The following is an 18,670-nucleotide window of genomic DNA, read 5'->3' on the forward strand; positions in this document are numbered from 1 at the left end:
AATTAGGTTTCGACTACGCTTAACAGACAAGATTCTGTATCTGGTAGCGCATTCTAGAGGTTTTATTGTTTGGTTAAAAATTCTAAATAAGTTTGTGTAAAATTGTATTCGAAAATAGTTTGATAATACTCTAATTGCTTTTGAGAAAATTGCGTTTCTGCCATTAACAAATCTGATGTTTTTTCTAAACCTTCTTTAAATCTATTTTTTCTAATTCTTAGAGATTCTTCAGATTGTTGCACTGCTAAACTTGTTAATTCTAATCTGTTTTTAGCATCAATCAATTGTCGTTTTACTTTGTTTAATTCTAAATTACTTTTAGAAACATACTGATTGTATTCTAATTTTGATTTTTCTAATTCTGCTTTACTTTTTTGGGTTTTTCCAAAACGTTTAGAACCTTGAAAAATATCCCAACTTAATTGCGCACCAATAATGTAACCATTAGCATCACCAGAAAAAACTTTGTTATCATACATTTCGTAACTTCCAAAAGCATTTAATCTTGGTAAAAAAGCCATTTTATCAGCTTTATTCATTGCTTCAAACCCTTTTAAAGCAAGTTCCATTGCTTTAATATCACTTCTATTTTCTGATATTTTTTTATCAGCAACATTTAAATTAACAACAGATAAATTTTCTGTTGGTTTATAAATAAAATCACTTTTGTCATTCATCAAAAAAGACAAATAATTAGAAGCATTTTGTACATTACTTTTTGCCGTTTGTAGTTGGTTTTTAACTTCGGTAACGCGTATTTCTACATTTAAAACATCTGCTCTTTGTAAAAAACCTTCTTTATAACTATTATCTGCCATTTTTTTATTGGCATTTGCTGCTTCTAAAGCTTTTTCTAAAACAGTAACTGCTTTGTATGCCAATTGCAATTGCATGTATGCTTTATCAACTTCAAACAGCAAATAATCTTGCGTTCTTTCTGTCTTTAAAGACATTGCTTGCATTTTAGATTTTGCAGCTTTTCGCTGATAAAAACCATCAAGATTTATTAATGGTTGCTGAACTTCTAACTTTGTTGCATAATTTCTAGTAACTGATGGATCATTTAGTAATGCAGGACTAAAATCGTTTGATGTTAAAATTTCTTGATTTAATTTAGAGCCAAAAGCCATTAACGGATTTGTTGTAGAAATACCTGTATGACTTGCTGTAATGTTTGGTAAAAAAACTGCATTTGTTTGTCTGTAATCTGCTTTTGCTGCGTTAAATTCTTCCTTAGAAATTTTAATACTGGTATTATGCTCTTTTACTTTTGCTAATACATCACTTTTAGAAATCGGTTTAACTTCTTGGGCTTCTAAAAATAAAGCTGATATACATAAGAAAAATATTAAAAATGTGTCTTTCATAATTGTTTAATTATCTGACACAAAAGTAAGTTGAGAAAACATCTTAGTCTGTAACCTATGTTACAGGCTAAAGAATGAAAAAGGAATACTATTATTTTTATCGCACAAAAAAAGCAGCTAATTAGCTGCTTTTTTATTCATTATAAAATATATTTTTTTCAGAAAATAGAGACCTAAAACGCCTCCTAAAAAAGAAACCAAACAGTTAATGACAAATAACCAACTATTAAATGTTTCGTTTTGCATAATGTACCAAGGATTAAAACCTAACCTGCCAAAAACTTTGATAAACAAAATGCTACCAAAAACACCTATTAAGGTATTTCCTGTAAAACCAAAAGAGTATTTTTTCTTAAAAAAACCAAATAGGTTTGCGCCTAAAATGCCAATAAAAACACTAATTAAAGAGATTAATGTTCCTGTCATAATTCCATTTTTTAATGTTCTCCATAACCAACATCATCCATTTTTCCTTTAAAAACTTTATACTGAATTATCATATAAACAGTTACTAAAACTGCAGCAATTGCAAACCAGTATACACCAACAGATAATCCATATTCATCTGCAGCAACATTGTACAAAGTTAAATCTGGATTGATGTTATTTGTTGATGGCAATACTTTTGGAAAAATTGATGCCACTGTTGATGTTAATCCGCCAAATAAAAACAACGAACTGAACAAAAATCCAATTCCGTGTTTTTTAAATGATTTTACTTTGAAGAGACCAAACAATCCTGTAAAACAAATTATCGGAAAAATAATTAACCAAGGTTTATCTATAAAATTTTTAAACGGTTCTGGATCTATAATATGCCAAATAAATATTGAAATAATCACCAAACCTACTAACACAATATTTAAGTTGAAAACTACTTTTTTTAGTTTTTCGTTGATATCTGAATTGGTTTTAAAAATAATCCAATTGGCACCATGAATTGTTAGAGCAACAACACCAATAACGCCTAACAATAACGTAAACCAATCTATGATCCCTAATTGTTCTGCTTGCGGACTAAAAGTCGGATTCCAAAGTGGTAAAAAGAAAAAATGTGCTTCTTGGGTAGAAACTCCATTTACCACATTTCCTAGGTTTACACCTCTTACTACATTTCCTAAAGCTACTCCAAAAAATAAAGCTAATAATAAACTTGAAATTCCAAATGCTTTATCCCAAATAGACTCCCACATTTTGTTATGTACTTGTCCTCTTAATTCTAATCCAATTGCTCTAAAAATTAGCAACCATAAAATCATCATTAATGGTAAATAAAAACCACTAAAAGAAGATGCATATAAAGTAGGAAAAGCAAAGAATAAAACTCCACCTGATGCAATTAACCAAACTTCATTGGCATCCCAAAAAGGACCAATTGCATTTGTAATTGCTTTTTTATCTTTCTCTTTTTTTGCGAAAAATAAATGAATAATTCCTGCACCAAAATCGTAGCCATCTAAAATTACATAAACAGCCAACATTGTCATTAAAACGATATACCAAAATAATTCCATAATTTATTAGTGTGTTTCTGGTTCTGGACCCTTATTAATAATTTTTCCTGCTAACATTAAAAACAACATTCCTAAAAGAAGGTATAAACCAATAAAACCTAATAAAGTAAATAAGGTATTTCCTGATGAAACTGTTGGAGATGCTCCTGCAGATGTTCTTAATAAATTATATACCAACCAAGGCTGTCTACCCAATTCTGCTGTATACCAACCTGTAGTATTTGCAATATATGGAAAAGGCAACATAAACATTAATGCCCATAAAATCCATTTTGTTTTGTATAATTTTCTTCGGAATAATTGCACTGTTGCCAATAACATTAATCCTATAAAAATAGTTCCCAAACCAACCATAATATGATAAGAATAATACAAACCAGGCACGTTTGTAGGATGTACACTTTCATCAAACTCATTTAAACCTTTTATTTCTGCCTCCCAATCTTGGTAGGTTAAAAAGCTTAAAATGTTAGGAACTGCAATTTTATTATCCAGTTTTTTCTCTAACATGTTTGGCTGACCAATTAATACAATTTCAGAACCTCCTTCTTCAGTTTCAAAAATCCCTTCCATAGCTGCAAAAGTTGCTGGTTGATATTTAACCACATTTTTTGCTACTAAATCTCCTGTTGGAAAAGCTACCAATAAACTAGAAATCAATCCAAAAACAACTCCTGTTTTTACAAATAATTTTCCGAATTCGTGATGTTTATTATTCAATAAATAAAAAGCACCAATTGCTGCCACCACAAAAGATGATGTTACTAAAGAAGCTGCTTGATTGTGCAAATAAGAAGGTAATAACCAAGGATTAGAAAATAATGCACCAAAATTGTTTAATACAAATTTTCCGTTTTCAATAATTTCATATCCTACAGGATATTGCATCCAAGAATGTGTGGCTATAATTAAATAACCACTAGCCCAAGAACCTAAAAAAACCAAAAAACCAGTTACAAAATGGAGTTTATGCCCTAAGAGTTTTTCACCAAAGAGAAAGAGTCCTAAAAAGGAGGATTCTAAAAAGAAGGAAAACATCCCTTCCATAGCTAAGGTTTGACCAATGATTCCTCCTGTTAATTCAGAAAATTTTGCCCAGTTTGTACCAAATTGGAATTCCATAGGAATACCAGTAACTACACCCATTGCAAAATTAAGTGCAAAAATTTTCATCCAAAATTTTGCAGCATCGTTGTATTTTTCTATTTCTGTTCTTAAAAATTTCCATTTAAAATACACAATCATCAATGATAAACCCATTGTTAATTGCGGAAATAAATAGTGAAATGTGATCGTAAACGCAAACTGCATTCTATCATAGAATAACATATCTTCCATATCCTGATTTTAAACTATAAAAATACAAAAACAAGATTGGTCTTTTGTAACATTTATTACAATTATATTCCTTTTTTAACAAACTTCACAAACAACTCCATTTCTTGTCTGTTAGGATAAGAATTATAACATTCTGTAAAAATATCTAAAGAAAAATAGGGTTTAAAATATGTTTTGTATTCTTCTTTATTTCCACCAAAAGGTGGATGATCTTCATTAAGTTTTGCATCGAAAAGTAAACCAACCAATTTTCCGTTTTTATTTAAAGATTTATACATTTTACTTGCATATTTTTCTCTTAAATTCGGATTTATGGCACAAAAAAAAGTTTGTTCTATTATTAAATCAAATTTTAAATCAAGATCAAAAAAATCAGCAAAAATTAATTGCGAATCAGGAAAATTAGCAACTCTATTTTTTATGTTCTCTAAAGGCTGTTTAGAAATATCTACCACAGATACGTTTTTAAATCCTTTTTTAAAAAGATATTCTGCTTCGTAAGAATTTCCTCCTCCAGGAATTAAAATTTTTAAATTTTTATTGGTAAGTTGATCAAAATAACTTTTTAATGGTGGTGAAATTTCACCCAAATCCCATCCAATTTTATTAGTTTTATACTTGTTTTCCCAAAAACCTTTCGATAAATTCAACATTTCTTATTTTATAGTTATAATTTCATAGAATTAAGTTAATAATCAGTTTACAAAAAAAATAGGGTTTATATTTGTAAGCTACATCAAAATAAACATTTTTTATGACATCTTTAGAAACAGCCAAGAAAAATCTAAATATAAAAGGTTTTTTAGAAGTTAATACTGAAAACATTAATTATAAAGAAGAGATTTTAAAATTAAAGAAAGAAAAAAACGCTGTTCTTTTAGCTCATTATTATCAAATTGATGAAATACAAGAACTCGCAGATTTTGTAGGTGATAGTTTAGCCTTGGCCCAAAAAGCAGCACAAACAGATGCAGATATGATTGTTTTTGCTGGTGTTCATTTTATGGCAGAAACCGCAAAAATATTAAATCCTACTAAAAAAGTTTTATTACCAGATTTGTTGGCTGGTTGTTCTTTAGCAGACTCCTGTCCTCCAGAAACATTTTCAGCATTTAAAAAGCAACATCCAGATCATATTGTGGTTACTTATATAAATTGTTCTGCAGAAATAAAAGCTTTGAGTGATTATGTTTGTACGTCATCTAATGCAAGAAAAATAATTGATTCTATACCTAAAGAACAACCAATAATTTTTGCTCCTGATAGAAATTTAGGCGATTATTTAAACAAAGAAACTGGTAGAGAAATGTTACTTTGGGATGGAGCTTGCATTGTACATGAAGCTTTTTCTATGGAAAAATTAATAGATTTATACAAAGAACATCCAGATGCTGAATTAATTGCACATCCTGAATCTGAAGCTCACATGCTTAAAGTTGCTAAATATATTGGCTCTACTTCTGGTTTATTAAATCATGTAAAAAACAGTAATAAAAAGAAATTTATTGTGGCTACAGAAGCTGGAATTTTGTTTGAAATGATGCAAGAAAATCCAGATAAAATAATAATTCCTGCACCTGCAAAAGAAGATAATACTTGTGCTTGTAGTGAGTGTGCTTACATGAAAATGAACACCTTAAAGAAACTATATTTGTGTTTAAAATATGAATTACCAGATATAGAAGTTGATGCTGAATTAGCCAAAAAAGCTATAATTCCTATAAATAGAATGTTAGAATTATCTAAATAATATTTAGATGAAACATGAAAATAAAATAATTACAACCGATTTTTTAGTAATAGGTTCTGGAATTGCAGGCCTAACTTTTGCTTTAAAAACCGCTACTAGACTTAAAGAAGCTACAGTAACTGTCATTACAAAAGATGAGCAAAGTGAGTCTAACACCAAATACGCACAAGGTGGTATTGCAAGCGTTTATAATAAAACTGTAGATAGTTTTGAACAACATATTACAGATACTTTAATTGCTGGTGATGGCTTGTGTGATGAAGATGTTGTTAAAATGGTTGTAGAAGATGCACCTGACAGATTGCAAGAATTAATTGATTGGGGTACAAAGTTTGATAAAAATGAAAAAGGAAAATATGATTTAGGACGTGAAGGAGGACATTCGCAAAACAGAATTCTACATCATACAGATATTACAGGTGCTGAAATTGAACGTGCTTTATTGGCACAAGTAAATGCTTTACCAAACATCAAATTTCTAACTCATCATTATGCAATAGATTTAATTACAGAACATCAAGTTAAAAAGAAAAAAACCAAAAGAAACAGTAAAGTTTCTTGTTATGGTGCTTATGTTTTAGATATTAAAAAATCTAAGGTTATTACTTTTGTAAGTAAATTTACGGTTCTAGCTTCTGGTGGAAATGGGCAAGTGTATGAAACTACTACAAACCCAACTGTTGCTACTGGAGATGGAATTGCAATTGCTTATAGAGCCAAAGCAGAAATCTCTGAAATGGAATTTATACAGTTTCATCCAACTGCTTTGTATAATCCTGGTGAGTATCCTGCTTTTTTAATTTCTGAAGCTGTTAGAGGTTTTGGTGCTAAATTAAGAGATTTTAATGGTAATTACTTTATGCATAAGTATGATGAACGTGAAGAATTAGCATCAAGAGATATTGTTGCTAGAGCCATAGATAATGAACTAAAAAAGAGTGGAAAACCTCACGTTTATCTTGATTGCACACAACTAGACATGAAGAAATTTGCAGCACATTTTCCTAATATTTCAGAAAAATGTGCTTCTTTAAATATTGATGTTGCAAAAGATTACATACCTGTTGTACCAGCTTCTCATTACATTTGTGGTGGTGTTAATGTAAATAAAAAAGGAAAAACTTCTATTAAAAAACTGTACGCTTGTGGAGAGGTTACTAGAACTGGTTTACATGGTGGTAATAGATTGGCTTCAAACTCTTTGTTAGAAGGTTTAGTATTTGCTCATAATGCTTTTGAAACCATTTCTAAAAAGTATAATAAAGCTAAATTTCCAAAAGATGTACCTGAATGGAATGATGTTGGAGTAATAAAAAATATGGAACAAATTTTAATTACTCATGACAGAAATGAAGTAAAAACAATTATGACCAACTATGTTGGTATTGTACGTTCTAATGAGCGTTTAAAACGTGCTGAAAAAAAACTAAGAGTTTTGTATGAGGATAACAAACGTTTGTATGATAACTCTGAACTTTCTGTAGATTTATGTGAATTGAGAAACCTAATAACTACAGCCTATTTAATTACACAGTTTTCTAAAAAAAGAACCGTGAATTGTGGTGGTTTTTATAGTTTAGATTGCCTAAAATAAACAAAGCATCTGAAATAAATCAGATGCTTATCAATCAACATACTTACTATTATAATACAATCAACCAAAACTATTTATAATAGAAATAAGATCGTTTTTAGTTACCACTCCAGATTGCCTCCAGACTTGTTTGCCAGATTTATATAAAACTAAAGTAGGCACACCTCTAACCTGATATTTTGCTGCCAAAGCTTTGTTTTTATCAACATCAATTTTAATAATTGAAACTTTATCACCTAAAAAATCTTTTACTTCTTTTAAAATTGGCGACATCATTTTACAAGGACCACACCATTCTGCAAAAAAATCTACCAAAACTGGTTTATCTTTATTAATAATCTCTAAAAAATTTTTCATGATTTCTGTTATTTATCAAAAGTGATGCTCCAAATACCTCTAACTTGATTTTCTTGATAACCAGTTGCTAAATCTTCTGGATATAAATTTTTAATTTTATTTAATGTACTAAACTTAATATCCGAATTTGTATTTCCATGACATTGCAAACACATTCTGTTGGTGATAATAGGATAATAAAACTTTACTTTTTTATCTGAAACCACCAAAATTGGGTCTGGTTTTGTATTAGTTATTACATTTTCTTTAAAAATATTGATGTACCCTTTTTCGATATTAGAAGCTATATTTTTTTGATTTCTAGGTTTGTCTGATACTCTTTTTATTGTTGCCTTATTTACAACAGACATGCTATCTGTTAACGGATAAGCTTTAATATTACAAAATTCTAAAGCTGCCAGCGTTCCATTTTTTTGAATTTTACTCATTAAGTTTTTGCCTAAAACAGTTTTGGTAGAAAGAGCATATTGTAATCCTCTTTCTTTATAAGTTAAACTGATTTTTTTTCTTTTTGGATGTTGATTTTTATGATGCTCATCAAACCATTCTGGTTTTTCAATATCATAATCATACATATATTCAGAAATTTTTTGAATGGTTTCTTCAGGATATCCAAGTTTCGGCATCAAACCAAACCTTTTTACAGCTCCATGCATTTTAGCCTTTTCGTTGGTTGGATTTTTCATCCAATTTTGCATATCATTTACAAACTCTTCTTTAGTTGTATTTTTAGTAATATATCTATTTTTAATAGCAATTATTGGTGGTGCAATTCTACTATTTTCTGGAGCAGTAAGACTATGACAAGAATAGCAACTTGTTTCCATCAATTTTTTTCCTGGATGTTTTTGTTGATGATTCTTGGTCTCTGAAATCGATTTTTCTAAGGCAGTTAAAGGTCTATTAGAATTTTTACATCCTATAAAAACAACAAAAATTAGTAGCAAAGTAATGGGTTTCATATTTCTTACAGTTTGCTAATAAAATTAAGACAAATTAGGTGCTACATCTGTAACTTATGTTACAGTTCTAAAACTTTTATACTATTTCTAAATAACTTAATTTTTCCTTCATTTTCTAATTTTTTAAGCAATCTAGATATTACAACTCTAGATGTATGTAAATCTTGCGAAATTTCTTGATGTGTAGTAAAAACAACATCATTATGGGTTACCATTGCTTTGTCTTTTAAATAACGAAACAAACGCTCGTCCATTTTTAAAAAGGCAATCGTATCTACAGCTTCTAAAAGCTCATCCATTCTGTTATGATAACTTTGTAAAATAAAAGATTGCCAAGATTTATAAACACCTAACCATTCTCCCATTTTTTCTTTAGGAATCATAATTAGCTCTACATCTGTTTCTGTAACTGCTCTAATTTTACTTTTTGTTTGCCCTAAACAACATGACAAAGTCATTGCACAAGTATCTCCTTTTTCTAAATAATAAAGAACCAATTCATCTCCATTTTGGTCTTCTCTTAAAATTTTTATGGCACCATTTATAAGTAAAGGCATAAACTTAATATAATCATCTATTTCTATGATTATTTCATTCTTTTTAAATGTTTTTAGACTGCCAATTTTATCGATTTCAGTTATTAGTTCATCCTCTAAAAGGTAACCAAAATTAGTTTTTAGATTATTTATTATATCAGACATTTAGTTGTTTTCTTTTATCATATAAATTTAATGAAATAGAAATAAAAAATCCGAGTTAAAAACTCGGATTTTTCGTAATCAACAAAATACAAAACTTACTTTTGAGTTTTTTTATCGCTATTCATTAAAAGATAAACAGCTATAATTAAGCCTACAACAACCAAGGCAAAAACTCCAATCATTATTGTTCCATTAATCCATGAAACTAGTGGTATTCTAAAAAAACTCATATTCTACAAATTTCTACTGTAAAATTAGAGCTTATACTTCTTTTAAAATATGATATAAATCAGTTTTCTAAAAATCTACATTTAAAATATCTCCACTTAATTGTAAAAGTTCTAATTCAATTAATTTAGCATCAAATTTTGCATTATTTAAAGCTGTTTTTGCATTAATTAAATTAATTTGAGCTTGTCTAAATTCTATAGATGTTACTTGCCCAAGTTTATAGCGTTCTTCTGTTCTTTCGAAATTATTCTGTGTAGTTGCTACATTTTTTTCTTGGGCACCAATAATAAAAAGTTGATTATTATAATTTTCCCAAGTGTTTTTTAGGTTATTTTCTATGGTAACTTTTTGCTGCTCTAACAAAATTTGCTCATTTTCTAAAGCTATTTTAGCATTAGCAACATTTGTTTTTGTTGTTCCACCATCAAACAAACTCCAAGATAAACTTAAACCAGCATTTAAACCTGTAGATATAGAACCTGCTAAGAAAGATGTTGCTGGGTTTTCGCTTTTATTCCATCCATAAGAGGTACTAAAGTCTAAAGAAGGCATATAACTAGCTTTGTTTATTTTGATGTTAAACTCGCTAATTGCAATGTTTTGCTCATTTTGTTTTAAAAGTGAATTATTTGCCAAAGTTTTAGTTTGTAACTCACCAAAATTCATAATATTAATAAAATTAACATCAGTTTCTACTGTATAATCTACTGCTTTTTCAACTCCTAAAATAATATTTAAACCACGTTTTGCATTATTTAATTGTTGTTTAGCAGATATTAAAGTAATACTATCATTATTTACATCTACTTCTGCATTTAACATTTCCAATTTAGTAGTCTGCCCATAATCATACTGATATTCTGCACGTTGTAAACGTTTTTTAGAAATAGCTAATGCCTCTGATAAATTTTCTTTGTTTTCTGATAATCTTGCAATTTGAAAATATGCTGTAAACAACTGTAAATAAGTGTTTTCTATAGTTTCTTTTGCTTGATATTCTGTTAAGTTATAGGTTTCTTTTAATTGTTGATAATTATATTTTCTACCCAAACCATCAAAAATGGTGTAATTTAAACTTAAAGAAGCATTGTACGATTTTGTTACAGCACCATCAATACTTGTAGAAGTACCATCTTGACGCGTAATAGTTTGATTATTTCTACTATAATTTGCACCAGAAGAAATTGCTGCTGTTGGTAAAAAACCTGTATTATAAATACTAGTATTATTTTTAGCTACTTCTAAATTATTATTAGCAATTTTAACCCCGAAATTGTTTTCTAAAGTAATTGCTAATGCTTCTTTTTTTGTTAATATTTCTTGAGAAACAAGTTGTAAAGTCGATAAAAAAACGACTACTACTATTGTGTTTTTAATGATCTTCATTTTCATCGAATTTAGATTCTATAATTGCTCTTTCTACCTCTTCTTTTGTAACCTTTTCTCCAGTTTTTAACCATTTAATTCCTACTTTCATAGAGTTAGAAACCGATAATAATAATGGTAACATTACCAAAGTTAAAACTGTAGCAATTGCAATACCATAAGAAATAGATATTGCCATTGGTATTAAAAATTGTGCTTGTCTACTTTTCTCTAACATTAAAGGCGCTAAACCAGCAATAGTAGTTAAAGAAGTTAAGAAAATTGCTCTAAAACGAGATTGACCTGCTGCAATAAGAGCGTCATCAAACTTCATACCTTCTTTTAAATAAGCATTGAATTTACCTATTAAAACTAAACCATCATTTACCATAATACCTACTAAAGCAATGATTCCTAAGAATGATAAAATACCAATTGAAAAATCGTGAATAAAATGCCCCCAAATAACTCCAATCATACTAAAAGGAATCATAATTATTAATAAAATTGGTTGGCTGTAAGAACGGAATGTAAACGCAATTACAATGTAAATTAATAGTAAAATTATTGGGCCAACTAAATTTACTGAGTCTGTCGTTTTTTTAGCTTCTCTATTTTGACCTTCGTAAAGTGGTGTTACTGTGTGATATTTAGATAAAATCTCTGGCATAACCTTAGTTTTTATATCATCTAAAATCTCAGTTGCACTCGTTTCTAAATCTCTTAAATCTGCAGTAACTTGAATTTCTCTTTTACCATCTAAGTGATTAATAGCAATGTCTCCTCTTGCAATGGTATAATTTGCAATTTCAGAAAATGGAATTCTAGTTCCTGTAGGAGTTATCACACGCATATCATCTAAATTTTTAATAGATGATCTGTCTTTTTTATCATAACGAACCCAAATTTTAATTTCATCTTGTCCTCTTTGAAAACGCTGTGCTTGTAATCCGAAGAAACCATAACGCACTTGTGCCATAACAGATTGCAGATTTAAACCTAATAAATATGCATTATCTTTTAAAGTAATTTTCACTTCTTTTATACCTGCAGGATCGTTATCAGAAATATCTTTTAAAAGCGAATTGTTTTCTAAAACTAATTTTAATTCTTCTTTGGCTGCTTTTAATTCTGTAATATTATTACCTAATAAAGAAACTGCTACAGGGCTACCACCAAAATTACCACCAGAACCAAAAACTAAACTTTCTACACCATAAACTTTACCAACTTTATCGCTAATAGCATTCGTTATTTCTGGTGATGAAAAATCTCTAGCTTCACCTGGTAAAAGGTTAACACTTAAAGTTGCATTTGCACTACCAGGACCAACTCTTTTTATTACATTTTCTACAACATCTATATCTCCTGTTTGTTTGGCAGAATATTCTTTATTAATTAACCAAACTTTTTCTTCTATGGATGAGATAATAGAATCTGTAATTTTTTCGTTAGTACCTTGAGGCATTGTAAGGGTAATCTTTACTTGATCACTTGCTACTCTAGGAAAAAATGATTGTTTTATAATTCCTGCATTCATAGCTAGAATACTAAAAATTAACATTGCTATTGGAATTCCGAAAGCAAAAACTTTATTCTGCAAACTAAACCTTAAAAAAGGCATGTAGTATTTATCTCTAATTTTCATTAAAAAAACATCTGCTCCTCTGTTTACTTTGTTAAAGAAATCATCAAGTTTATTGCTTTTTTTCTTTTCAGCATTTTCTAATCTTTTTCTATCTAAAGCTTTAGAGTGCGCAATATGTGCAGGTAAAATAATTAAGGCTTCTATTAAAGAAACTGTTAGTGTTAGCAAAACAATTGTAGAAACTTCACCAAAAAAACTACCTATTCTACCATCTACAAAAAAGAAGGTTGAAAAAGCTATAATTGTAGTTAAAATTGCTGATACAATTGGTGGAATAACTTCCATTGTTCCATCTATTGCTGCTTGTATTTTAGTTTTTCCTAAATCGTAATAATGATGATAAATATTTTCTCCAATTACAATTCCATCATCAACCAAAATACCGATTACAATAATCATCCCAAAAAGAGATAATACATTTATAGTTACGTCAAATTGAGCTGCGAAAATAAACATACCAAAAAACGCAACTGGCAAACCAAATGCTACCCAAATTGCTAAACGTAAATTTAAAAAGAGCGCTAAAAAGAATAAAACTAATAGAATACCTACAACACCATTTTCTACTAATAACTTTGTTCTTCCATTTAAGGTTAAACTTCTATCGCTAGTAACACTTAATTTTACATTTTGGTTTTCTTGATTGTATTTATGAATGTATTCTTTAATTTTATCTGCAGAAGAAATTAAATCTTCGTTATTGGTATTACTTACTGTAATATCGATAGCTAAATTGCCATTATAATACAATCTGTCTGGTGTTTCTGACCAAGTATCTCTAACTTCTGCAATATCTTTTAAACGGATAATATTACCATTAGTTTCTGTTCTAACAATTAAATTTTGTAGTTCTAAACCATAATAAGATCGATTACTTGCTCTAATTAAATAATCTTCTTCTGATGTTTTTATATTACCACCAGTAATTAAAATATTAGAATTTGTAACTGCACTAGAAACCTCTGCAAACGATAAATTGTAAGCTCGTAAATCGTTTTCTCTTACTGCAATTTCTATTTCTTCATCTGGGAAACCAGAAAGCGAAACTTGAGAGATACCCTCCATACCTCTAATATCATTTTCTACATTTCTAGCATATTGTTTTATCGATTTTAAAGAAAGATTATCACCACTAACCGTAAAACTAATTGTTGGTCTTATACTCTCTACCTTAGCAATAACTGCAGGTTCCATACCAGAAGGAAATGATGGGACTCTATCTACTGCATTTTTTACATCAGATAAAACAACATCTATATTTTTACCTTTTTCTACTTCTATACTTACAGTTGCAGAATTTTCTCTAGATACAGAAGTTACTCTTTCTACACCTACAATTCCTTTTAAATTATCTTCAATTTTAAGCACAACACCTTCTTCCATTTCTGCAGGAGATGCACCAGGATAAGCTAAAGAAATATTTATTAGTTCTGAATCTACCAATGGAAAAAAGGAAGATTTCATGCTAAATATACCTACTGCCCCAAAGATGATAAATGCAATAATAACTACATTTACAGCTACAGGATATTTAATAAAATACGTAATTATTTTTTTCATACAATTACTTTTTATCCGTTTTTATAATCATACCATCAAAAGCACCTGGTAAAGTTTGTGATAATAACTTATCGTTATTTTTAAGTCCTTTTATTACTACAGTTTCTGCCCCAAAATAGACAGGGTCTATTTTAGAAAGTGTTAAGACACTATCATTTTTTACAGTATATACAGCTGAATTATCTACCAATAATTTTCTAGGAATTTCAATTGCATCTGTTTCTGATTTAGCAACTAAATTAGCTTCTAAATACATACCTTCTTTTAAGTCTTTATGTTTTACATCAATAAAAGCTTTAATAGTTTGCGAAACTTGATCTACTTTACCATTTACACGAACAACTTTACCTGAATAATTTTTTGTTTTTTCTAAATTAGAAAGTGCAACAGAATTGCCAACTTTTAATAAATCTGCAAATTCCGAATTTATAGACACTTCCATTTCATAAACTCTTGGATCTATAAATTCTCCTAATTTTTGCCCAACTCTAACTAAAGAACCAGGACTTACTAATGCTTCTGTTAAAATACCAGAAAAAGGCGCTCTTATTTGATATTTAGTTAAACGAACTTCTAAGTTTTTTACATTATAATATGCAGTTATTATACCTCTACCAGAAATAAAATACCTCTCTTTATCTGAAGAAAATTCAGGGATTTTAGGTGTTGATTTATTCATATCAAAACCCTGTAAATATTTCTCCCATTTTGGGAATTCTGATGGGTAATCTAATCTTAAATCTGGTAAAACTGAAGTAATTAAATTATATAAATTACTTTTTTGAGATTGAATACTTGCGTAAAACTCATCGCTATTTAGACTTAATAAAGTTTCTCCTTTATAATAATTAGAACCAGCTTTAAATAACTTTTTAGATGGTTTTAAAACTCCAGAAACCTCTGAATATATTTCAATTTTATTTTTAGCAGTTAAATTTCCGCTTGCAGATAAAATAATAGGAATTGATTTGTTTTCTACATTTTCTACAAAAACAGTTTTTATTTGTTTCTTAAATGTTGGTTTAGGTTTTTGGTTTTTATCGATTAAAAATTTACCTAATAAAATCGCACCAATTATGGCTGCAATTCCTAATATAGCAAGTATTGTTTTTCTCATGTATAGTTAGTTAAATATGCTCTATGCTAGAGCTAAAATTAGTCTGTATTTTTTTAAAAATTTTAATAATTTGTTGTTTTTCTTCTTTAGAAATATTTTGCTCCATTGTTGTTATTAAATTCTGAATAACAGGTTTGGTTTTATTATATATATCTTTCCCGTACTTTGTTAAGTACACATTTTTAATACGCTTATCTTCTTTACTTTGTTTTCTAAAAATGTAATTTTTCTTTTCCATTTTTGTTAATAAACGTGTTAAAGAAGACTTGTTTCTTAATGTTAAAAAAGCCAATTCATTTTGATTTAAACCATCTTGAAATGTTAATTTTTTTAAAACAATCATTTGTTCTTTGGTTAAATCTAAACCTATAGCGTTAAAAGATTCTTGAAAAAAATAATCTACCATTTTGCCTGTTCTACCAAGCCAAGGCCCAATAGAGTTCTCAAAATCAATATCTATTTTTTTTGTTTTCACCCTGCAAAAGTAAATAAATCAGCTCCTTAGTTGCATATGCAACTATTTAATATTTTGTTAAAAAAAATAACATTTAAAAACATTTTTAATGTTTTAGAAAGTATAAAAAGAAATAAACGACAATTATAAAGTAACTTTTATAGAATCACATTTTTTTAGCATCTTTATACTTTTAAAAAATATAAAGGATGTTAACAGTTTTTAGAGGGTTTAGAAAGTTAAAACCATTAATTTTTTCTTAATTTGATTTGCTTCTCTAACACAAGCACAGCTTTGTTTTTTTCTAAAATTGATGAAATTCCTTCTGAAATTTGGGAAGATTTAGATTGTACAAAAAACTTTTATTTTCATCCTAATTATTTAAACTCTTTAGAAAAAAATCATCCAAAAATCAATTTCACCTACATTGTTTTAATTGATAATGATAAAAAACCAACTGCAATTGCACATCTTAAAATTGTTGATTTTCATTTAAATTCGATTAAAAATGATTTAGAATTTTTAAGAAATATTGGTAAAAAACTACATATAATTCCGGATAACAAACCTTTGAAATTGCTAATCTGTGGAAACATTTTTGTGAGTGGAGAACATGGTATTTTTATCAAAAAAAATGAAGATAAAAATGCAATTCTTAAAGAACTAGCAGAAAGCATAAACCACTTTTTAAACTTAAACAAAGACCTTAAGAAAAAAATTGATGCTTTTTTAATTAAAGACTTTGTAAATGAATCTCTACTTATAACTAATGAATTAAAAGATTTTAATTATCATCCTTTTTCTGTAGAGCCTAACATGAAACTTGAACTACAAGAAAACTGGCAAACTTTTGATGATTATTTGGCTGCAATGAAAACAAAGTTTAGAGTAAAAGCAAAAAGAGCTTTAACTTTAAGCGAAAATCTTAAAATTGAAGATGTTACTTTAAATAACATTGATGAAAAACTACCCAAAATGACTGCTTTATATGAAAAAGTTACCTCTAAAGCAGATTTTAATCTGGCCAGTTTTAATTTAGAAACCTATAAAGATTTTAAAGCAAAATTAGGTGATAATTATATATTAAAAACCTATTGGGTTAATGATAAAATTGTTGGTTTTATGTCTGCTGCTATCAACCAAAAATCTTTAGACGCCCATTTTGTAGGTATTGATTATCAACTAAATAGAGAACATGCAATTTATCAAAGAATATTGTATGATTATATAGAAATTGCGATCAGTAAAAAATTAAAAACTATAAATTTTGGAAGAACAGCTAGCGAAATTAAGAGTTCTATTGGTGCAGTTCCACAAGATTTAACAATGTATCTTCGTCATAAAAAAAGTATTACAAATAAAATTTTAAAGTTATTTTTGCAGCGTGTACAGCCTACACCTTTTCGTCAAAATTTTCCATTTAAATTGAAAAATTAATGAATAACAGCAAAGAATTAATATCACTTTTATCTTTAAAAGAATTAGAAAAAAATAAATTTTTAGGAGAAAGTGTAACCATAGGAAGCGCAATTGTATTTGGTGGACAAGTATTGGCACAAGCTGTGCATTCTGCTTACAAAACTATACCAGAAAATCGCTTTTTACACTCTTTACATTCTTATTTTTTAGAACCTGGAGATTTAACGATTCCTATTACTTATGATGTTACTGAGGTAAGGAATGGAGGTAGTTTTTCTACAAGAAGAGTAACCGCAAGTCAGAATGATAAAACCATATTTATTTTAGCGGCTTCTTTTCATAAAAAAGAAGAAGGTTTTGAACACCAAGCAATAATGAAAACGGATATAAAACAACCAGAAGAATTATTAAGTTGGGATGATATGGCTGTTCAATTTGGAGATTTTTTACCAAAAAGCCTTAAATCCTTTTTAAGCATAGAAAGACCAATTGCATTTAAACCTGTGGTAATTCCTAATCCTTTAGAGCCTAAAAATAGAGCTCCAAAAGAAGAAGTTTGGTTTAAATTAAAAGGTGATATTCCAACAATGGACATCCAAATGAAACATCAAATCTTAACATATATTTCTGATTATAATGTTTTAAATGCAGCTTTTAATCCGAATGCAAAAGATTATAGTTTTGGTAATACAATGACTGCAAGTTTAGATCATTCTATGTGGTTTTTTAGAGATTTCGATTTTAATGATTGGATGCTTTTTTCTGCAGAATCACCCAATGCTTATGGTGCAAGAGGTTTGTGTAAGGCGAATATTTTTACAAGAGATGGTAAATTAATTGCATCTGTTAGTCAAGAAGGTTTACTTAGACCTAAAAAGTAATTATTACTTTAGTATTGAGTTACTTATTTTAAGTAAAAAGCTAATTAAAAAAATAGATAAAATGAGTCCTTTTATATATGTCTTAACCACAAATGGTTTGTTGTTTTTATTGAGTGTTATTTTTTGGAAATTTCCGCCAAAAAAAATCAATAATTTATATGGTTATCGAACTTTTAAAGCAATGCAAAATCAAGAAATTTGGGATTTTGCAAATGCTAATTTCAACAAAACCCTACTTTTTTATTCTGGTATATCTTTTATTGGAGGTTTAGTTCTTGCTCAGTTTTCTGCCAAAGAAATTTCTTGGGAACCTATGGTTTTGGTAATGTTATCTATTATAGTTTCTATTATAAAAACTGAACGTGCTTTAAGTGATAACTTTACTGATGAAGGGAAAAGGAAAAAGTAATCT

18 protein-coding genes are annotated in these 18,670 nt (G+C 28.5%); 5 read left to right on the forward strand and 13 right to left on the reverse strand.

Translation table 11 applies throughout. The features are described from left to right. Positions 1 to 62: 62 nt before the first annotated feature. The 5 genes from KO506_RS06010 to KO506_RS06030 all read right to left on the reverse strand — a co-directional run bounded on the left by KO506_RS06010 (position 63) and on the right by KO506_RS06030 (position 4,869). Entirely contained in the window at positions 63 to 1,367 is a 1,305-nt protein-coding gene (locus tag KO506_RS06010; protein WP_215993995.1) for a TolC family protein, read from the reverse strand. 117 nt (positions 1,368 to 1,484) lie between these two features. Next, entirely contained in the window at positions 1,485 to 1,793 is a 309-nt protein-coding gene (locus tag KO506_RS06015; protein ID WP_215993996.1) for a hypothetical protein, read from the reverse strand. 11 nt (positions 1,794 to 1,804) lie between these two features. Beyond that, on the reverse strand, positions 1,805 to 2,881 hold the full coding sequence (cydB, locus tag KO506_RS06020; protein ID WP_215993997.1) for a cytochrome d ubiquinol oxidase subunit II: 1,077 nt from the start codon (positions 2,879 to 2,881) through the stop codon (positions 1,805 to 1,807). Between the two features lie 6 nt (positions 2,882 to 2,887). Further along, the gene (locus KO506_RS06025) at positions 2,888 to 4,219 is read right to left on the reverse strand and encodes a cytochrome ubiquinol oxidase subunit I (RefSeq protein ID WP_215993998.1); all 1,332 of its coding nucleotides are present in this window, start codon (positions 4,217 to 4,219) and stop codon (positions 2,888 to 2,890) included. A 62-nt stretch (positions 4,220 to 4,281) separates the two neighbouring features. Further along, positions 4,282 to 4,869: a methyltransferase domain-containing protein gene (locus tag KO506_RS06030; RefSeq protein WP_215994041.1), complete on the reverse strand. Its 588-nt coding sequence runs from the start codon at positions 4,867 to 4,869 to the stop codon at positions 4,282 to 4,284. 104 nt (positions 4,870 to 4,973) lie between these two features. Between KO506_RS06030 and nadA the strand changes: the two genes are divergently transcribed. Both nadA and nadB read left to right on the forward strand, forming a co-directional pair. Continuing rightward, the gene (nadA, locus tag KO506_RS06035; protein WP_215993999.1) at positions 4,974 to 5,969 is read left to right on the forward strand and encodes a quinolinate synthase NadA; all 996 of its coding nucleotides are present in this window, start codon (positions 4,974 to 4,976) and stop codon (positions 5,967 to 5,969) included. Between the two features lie 7 nt (positions 5,970 to 5,976). Next, a complete protein-coding gene (nadB, locus tag KO506_RS06040) occupies positions 5,977 to 7,563 on the forward strand; it encodes an L-aspartate oxidase (RefSeq protein WP_252726797.1) in 1,587 nt (528 codons plus the stop codon). Positions 7,564 to 7,623: 60 nt separating this feature from the next. On the opposite strand, the gene trxA is transcribed toward nadB, so the two are convergent. From trxA to KO506_RS06075, 8 genes are all read right to left on the reverse strand, one after another. Next, complete coding sequence (gene trxA, locus KO506_RS06045) at positions 7,624 to 7,920, reverse strand: thioredoxin (RefSeq protein ID WP_215994000.1); 297 nt, start codon at positions 7,918 to 7,920, stop codon at positions 7,624 to 7,626. A gap of 8 nt (positions 7,921 to 7,928) precedes the next feature. Continuing rightward, complete coding sequence (locus tag KO506_RS06050; protein ID WP_215994001.1) at positions 7,929 to 8,882, reverse strand: c-type heme family protein; 954 nt, start codon at positions 8,880 to 8,882, stop codon at positions 7,929 to 7,931. A 59-nt stretch (positions 8,883 to 8,941) separates the two neighbouring features. Beyond that, on the reverse strand, positions 8,942 to 9,583 hold the full coding sequence (locus KO506_RS06055; protein WP_215994002.1) for a Crp/Fnr family transcriptional regulator: 642 nt from the start codon (positions 9,581 to 9,583) through the stop codon (positions 8,942 to 8,944). Between the two features lie 95 nt (positions 9,584 to 9,678). Next, positions 9,679 to 9,813: a hypothetical protein gene (locus tag KO506_RS17155; protein ID WP_289851789.1), complete on the reverse strand. Its 135-nt coding sequence runs from the start codon at positions 9,811 to 9,813 to the stop codon at positions 9,679 to 9,681. 67 nt (positions 9,814 to 9,880) lie between these two features. Then, entirely contained in the window at positions 9,881 to 11,200 is a 1,320-nt protein-coding gene (locus KO506_RS06060; RefSeq protein WP_215994003.1) for a TolC family protein, read from the reverse strand. Then, the gene (locus KO506_RS06065; protein ID WP_215994004.1) at positions 11,187 to 14,387 is read right to left on the reverse strand and encodes an efflux RND transporter permease subunit; all 3,201 of its coding nucleotides are present in this window, start codon (positions 14,385 to 14,387) and stop codon (positions 11,187 to 11,189) included. Before KO506_RS06065 ends, KO506_RS06060 begins: the two co-directional genes overlap by 14 nt. A 4-nt stretch (positions 14,388 to 14,391) precedes the next feature. Beyond that, positions 14,392 to 15,504 (reverse strand): efflux RND transporter periplasmic adaptor subunit, encoded by a 1,113-nt coding sequence (locus KO506_RS06070; protein WP_215994005.1) that lies wholly within the window; start codon positions 15,502 to 15,504, stop codon positions 14,392 to 14,394. 10 nt (positions 15,505 to 15,514) lie between these two features. Next, on the reverse strand, positions 15,515 to 15,979 hold the full coding sequence (locus KO506_RS06075) for a MarR family winged helix-turn-helix transcriptional regulator (RefSeq protein WP_215994006.1): 465 nt from the start codon (positions 15,977 to 15,979) through the stop codon (positions 15,515 to 15,517). A gap of 243 nt (positions 15,980 to 16,222) precedes the next feature. Between KO506_RS06075 and KO506_RS06080 the strand changes: the two genes are divergently transcribed. From KO506_RS06080 to KO506_RS06090, 3 genes are all read left to right on the forward strand, one after another. Further along, positions 16,223 to 17,395 carry a peptidogalycan biosysnthesis protein gene (locus KO506_RS06080; protein ID WP_252726798.1) on the forward strand — a complete coding sequence of 391 codons (1,173 nt, stop codon included), beginning with the start codon at positions 16,223 to 16,225 and terminating at the stop codon, positions 17,393 to 17,395. Beyond that, positions 17,395 to 18,258, forward strand: coding sequence for an acyl-CoA thioesterase (locus KO506_RS06085; RefSeq protein WP_215994007.1), 864 nt, complete (start codon positions 17,395 to 17,397; stop codon positions 18,256 to 18,258). Before KO506_RS06080 ends, KO506_RS06085 begins: the two co-directional genes overlap by 1 nt. A 61-nt stretch (positions 18,259 to 18,319) precedes the next feature. Further along, positions 18,320 to 18,667, forward strand: a complete 348-nt coding sequence (locus tag KO506_RS06090; RefSeq protein ID WP_215994008.1) for an SdpI family protein — start codon at positions 18,320 to 18,322, stop codon at positions 18,665 to 18,667. Positions 18,668 to 18,670: the final 3 nt, after the last annotated feature.

The sequence above is a fragment of the Polaribacter vadi genome (assembly GCF_018861005.1).
Classification (GTDB): domain Bacteria; phylum Bacteroidota; class Bacteroidia; order Flavobacteriales; family Flavobacteriaceae; genus Polaribacter; species Polaribacter vadi_A.

Excerpts from the sequence above, each read along its gene's own strand:
- KO506_RS06010 (WP_215993995.1), bottom strand. The coding sequence starts at position 1,367 with ATGAAAGACACATTTTTAATATTTTTCTTATGTATATCAGCTTTATTT.
- KO506_RS06015 (WP_215993996.1), bottom strand. The coding sequence starts at position 1,793 with ATGACAGGAACATTAATCTCTTTAATTAGTGTTTTTATTGGCATTTTA.
- cydB (WP_215993997.1), bottom strand. The coding sequence starts at position 2,881 with ATGGAATTATTTTGGTATATCGTTTTAATGACAATGTTGGCTGTTTAT.
- KO506_RS06025 (WP_215993998.1), bottom strand. The coding sequence starts at position 4,219 with ATGGAAGATATGTTATTCTATGATAGAATGCAGTTTGCGTTTACGATC.
- nadA (WP_215993999.1), top strand. The coding sequence starts at position 4,974 with ATGACATCTTTAGAAACAGCCAAGAAAAATCTAAATATAAAAGGTTTT.
- nadB (WP_252726797.1), top strand. The coding sequence starts at position 5,977 with ATGAAACATGAAAATAAAATAATTACAACCGATTTTTTAGTAATAGGT.
- trxA (WP_215994000.1), bottom strand. The coding sequence starts at position 7,920 with ATGAAAAATTTTTTAGAGATTATTAATAAAGATAAACCAGTTTTGGTA.
- KO506_RS06050 (WP_215994001.1), bottom strand. The coding sequence starts at position 8,882 with ATGAAACCCATTACTTTGCTACTAATTTTTGTTGTTTTTATAGGATGT.
- KO506_RS06055 (WP_215994002.1), bottom strand. The coding sequence starts at position 9,583 with ATGTCTGATATAATAAATAATCTAAAAACTAATTTTGGTTACCTTTTA.
- KO506_RS17155 (WP_289851789.1), bottom strand. The coding sequence starts at position 9,813 with ATGAGTTTTTTTAGAATACCACTAGTTTCATGGATTAATGGAACAATA.
- KO506_RS06060 (WP_215994003.1), bottom strand. The coding sequence starts at position 11,200 with ATGAAGATCATTAAAAACACAATAGTAGTAGTCGTTTTTTTATCGACT.
- KO506_RS06065 (WP_215994004.1), bottom strand. The coding sequence starts at position 14,387 with ATGAAAAAAATAATTACGTATTTTATTAAATATCCTGTAGCTGTAAAT.
- KO506_RS06070 (WP_215994005.1), bottom strand. The coding sequence starts at position 15,504 with ATGAGAAAAACAATACTTGCTATATTAGGAATTGCAGCCATAATTGGT.
- KO506_RS06085 (WP_215994007.1), top strand. The coding sequence starts at position 17,395 with ATGAATAACAGCAAAGAATTAATATCACTTTTATCTTTAAAAGAATTA.
- KO506_RS06090 (WP_215994008.1), top strand. The coding sequence starts at position 18,320 with ATGAGTCCTTTTATATATGTCTTAACCACAAATGGTTTGTTGTTTTTA.